The 3454-nt window shown below is 63.4% G+C and carries 4 protein-coding genes; 3 read left to right on the forward strand and 1 reads right to left on the reverse strand.

The window, feature by feature from the left end; translation table 11 throughout:
• Window positions 1–206 (reverse strand): hypothetical protein (locus MAMT_RS11565; RefSeq protein WP_218579742.1); only part of this gene is annotated, 206 nt, incomplete at its 3' end.
• 72 nt (window positions 207–278) lie between these two features.
• On the opposite strand from MAMT_RS11565, the gene MAMT_RS09820 reads away from it, so the two are divergent.
• The 3 genes from MAMT_RS09820 to MAMT_RS09830 form a co-directional block, all read left to right on the forward strand.
• Window positions 279–1523: a WcaI family glycosyltransferase gene (locus MAMT_RS09820; protein WP_142660859.1), complete on the forward strand. Its 1245-nt coding sequence runs from the start codon at window positions 279–281 to the stop codon at window positions 1521–1523.
• A gap of 108 nt (window positions 1524–1631) precedes the next feature.
• A complete protein-coding gene (locus tag MAMT_RS09825) occupies window positions 1632–2618 on the forward strand; it encodes an NAD-dependent epimerase/dehydratase family protein (protein ID WP_142660860.1) in 987 nt (328 codons plus the stop codon).
• Window positions 2619–3022: 404 nt separating this feature from the next.
• Window positions 3023–3454: HI0074 family nucleotidyltransferase substrate-binding subunit (locus tag MAMT_RS09830; protein WP_142660861.1), on the forward strand; the 432-nt coding region annotated here is incomplete at its 3' end.

A 3454-nucleotide genomic window follows, 5' to 3' on the forward strand; every position in this document is an offset into this window, starting at 1 on the left:
TTCCGGCGGCGATGTTCAAAAAAGGTTCCGGTCGTATCGAGGATCCGCCGGAAGAGTTCGGAAGCCGCCGCCCCTCGGCCTGCGGCGCCACGGCCTGTCAGAGCAGGCCGATTCCTTTGGGTTCTCCCCTTGGGGAAGGCCTCGGATCGGAGGAAGGACGGCGGGGAAAGCCGGACGCCGACCGGTTGCGGAGCTGCCTTCCACATTAGGTTCGCCAAACGGGGCAGAGGCCTTATGATCCCCCGGTTCGCGAACGGCGCCGGGGAATCGGGTAAACCATGCGGATTCTTTTCCTGGGGATCAACTACTGGCCGGAGGAGACCGGGATCGCGGTCTTTAACACGGGCCGCTGCGAGTACCTGGCAGGCCGAGGTCACGAGGTGACGATGGTCACGGGGCTCCCCTACTATCCCCAGTGGAAAGTCGCCGAGGAGTACCGGGGCAAGGGTTTTGTTTCCGAGGAGCGGAACCGAGTCCGCATCCTCCGCTCTCCTCTCTACGTGCCCGAGCGGGTCAACGCCAAGAAGCGGATCCTCCATGAGGCGAGCTTCGTCGCCTCGGCGACGTTGCGGGCCTTCGGCTCCCGGAAGCCGGAGGTTCTTTGGGTGGTCTCTCCCCCGTTGGCCTTGGGCCTGGCGGCCCGGCTGCTCTCGCGCCTCTGGGGGGTGCCCTATCTCTTCCATGTTGCCGATCTCCAGCCCGATGCGGCGCGCGATCTGGGGATGCTTCGGCCAGGACCCTTTCTGTCGTTGCTCTATAGGATCGAGAAGGCGGCCTACGCAGGAGCGGGAAGGGTCGCCACTCTGACCGGCGGGATGCGGCGGAGAATCCTCGAGAAGGGTTTCGCCCCGGAAAGGGTCCTGCTTCTTCCCGATTGGGCCGACCCTAGCCTCTTTGCGATCCCCCTGGAGAGTGGGAGGAGCACTTTCCGTGAGGAGAGAGGATGGCAGGATCGTTTCCTGGTCGTCCACTCGGGCAACATGGGGGTCAAGCAGGGCTTGGAGGTCGTGCTGGAGGCTGCCCGGGCGACGGCGGCCCATCCCGAAGTTCTCTACCTGCTCGTCGGGGATGGGGCGGCCCGGCCGGCTCTCGAGGAGCGGGCTCGCGCGATGGGGCTGGCGAACCTGGCGTTTTTACCCCTCCTGCCGCGGGAGGAGTTTCAGCGGATGCTGGCTGCGGCGGATCTCTGCCTGGTCACCCAGAAGCGGGAGGTGGGGGATATCGTCTTCCCCTCGAAGGTGATGACCCTTTTGGCCGCCGGGAGGCCCTTGGTCGTTTCGGTGAGCTCGGGAAGCGAGGTGGCACGGGTGGCCGAGGAGGCGGGCGCGGGGGTGAGCGTTCCGGCGGAGGAGGGCAAGGCGCTGGGCGAGGCGGTCTTGAATCTTTGGCGGGATCCCGAGCGACGACGCCGAATGGGGATTGCGGGCCGGAACTATGCCGAGGCCCGCTGGTCGCGGGAGGCCGCTCTCTCCGGAATGGAGCGGGCGCTTGAGGAACTGGTTTCTCGGAAAGGAGCGGGATAGCACTCGATCCTCAGGCAGAGGAGCCTCTTCGGGCTCTGCGCGGACTTGACCAGCGGACCCTCCGGCCTCAGAAGAGGAGGATCAAAAGCGGAGCAACAAGGAGGAATCATGCCGGAGGCACTGGTTTGCGGAGCGGGAGGGTTCATCGGGAGTCACCTGGTACGGAGGCTCAAGAGAGAGGGCTTTTGGGTCCGGGGGGTCGATCTCAAGTTCCCCGAGTTCGCCCCGACCGAGGCCGACGATTTCGTGCAGGGGGATTTGCGGGACCAGGATTTCTGCCGACTGGTCGTCGACCGGCGCTTCACCGAGGTCTACCAGCTGGCGGCCGATATGGGGGGAGCGGGCTTCGTCTTTACCGGCGAGCACGATGCGGACATTCTCCACAACTCGGCGACGATCAACCTCAACATGCTCGATGCGTGCCGGAGGAGGCGGGTCAAGCGGATCTTCTACTCCTCCTCGGCCTGCATCTATCCGGCCTACAACCAGGAAAACCCGGAGAATCCGCTCTGCACCGAGGAGAGCGCCTACCCGGCCGCTCCCGACAGCGAGTATGGCTGGGAAAAGCTCTTCAGCGAGCATCTCTACCTCGCCTTCGCCCGGAACTACGGGATGGAGGTGCGGGTGGCCCGCTACCATAACATCTTCGGGCCCGAAGGGACTTGGAAGGGAGGGAGGGAGAAGGCTCCCGCCGCCCTCTGCCGGAAGATCGCGCAGATCCCCGAGGGCGGGGAGATCGAGGTTTGGGGGGATGGCCAGCAGACCCGCTCCTTCCTCTACATCGACGAGTGCCTGGAAGCGAGCATCCGGCTGATGCGCTCCGAGTTCCCTGGGCCGGTCAACATCGGCTCCGAGGAGATGATCCGGATCAACGACTTGGCTCAGATGATCGCGCAGGTCGCGGGAAAGAAGATCTCGATCCGACATATTCCGGGACCCTTGGGGGTCCGGGGAAGGAACTCGGACAACCGGCTCATCCGGGAAAAGCTCGGCTGGGCGCCCTCGCAGCCGTTGGAAAAGGGGATTGCGCTCACCTACGCCTGGATCTCCGAGCAGGTCGCGCGGGATCGGGGAGGAAAGCAGCCTGCCGCGTAAAATATCCCTGTTCCGGGAAAGCGCTCTTTCCCGATGCGACGGATGGTCTGGCCCACCTGTCAGCCACAGAGGAGCAGGAGCGAACGCTTGGCCTGCGGATTCTCGACCCGTGTCCACCGTGGTGGGGCAGCCGCACGCTCCCACTCGGGCCGATCGGTGACTGCCTTTCCGTTCCACCAAGGATTGAATTCCTGCAGAACGGCAAAAGGTCGGTATCTGGGATCTCCGTGGCGAAAATGTCGAGAATAAGTCTATCGTATTAGACTGATAGGACACATTTAAGCAAATGAGGCTGAGACTGTTTGCAAAACCGGGCTGTTTCCCGGCGGCGTTCGATTTGTGGATGCGCCTGGTTTAGGATGGAACCAGGCGGACCCGAGGACAATGGCGAAGCGTCGAAAACCATGATCTCGATCGAATCGTTGGAAAAGGCGGTCGCCAGGCTCGAAGAGGGCTTACAACGCTCCCAGGCGGAGAGCACCGATCTCCAGTTGCGCGATGGGTTGATCCAGCGCTTTGAGTTTACCTACGAGCTTGCGCATAAGACTCTCCGGCGCTTTCTTGCGGAGCGGGCGCCGAACCCGGCCGAGGTTCAGGGCCTGGCCTTAGCCGAGTTGATTCGAACGGCCCATCAGCAGGAACTCTTGCGGGGGGATTGGGCTCTTTGGCGGACTTTTCGAGAAATGCGCGCAAGGACGAGTCACGCCTACGGGGAAGAAGCCGCCCATGCGGTCGTGGCCTTGATCCCCGAGTTTTTAGCCTGCATGTCTCACAAGCGATCTCCTGCGGCTTGCGAAATGGACCTGTCCGCTTCGTTGGGCCTTGGTTTTCCCTCC

Source organism: Methylacidimicrobium tartarophylax (genome assembly GCF_902143375.2).
Taxonomy (GTDB): domain Bacteria; phylum Verrucomicrobiota; class Verrucomicrobiia; order Methylacidiphilales; family Methylacidiphilaceae; genus Methylacidimicrobium; species Methylacidimicrobium tartarophylax.

Excerpts from the sequence above, each read along its gene's own strand:
- MAMT_RS09820 (WP_142660859.1), top strand. The coding sequence starts at position 279 with ATGCGGATTCTTTTCCTGGGGATCAACTACTGGCCGGAGGAGACCGGG.
- MAMT_RS09825 (WP_142660860.1), top strand. The coding sequence starts at position 1,632 with ATGCCGGAGGCACTGGTTTGCGGAGCGGGAGGGTTCATCGGGAGTCAC.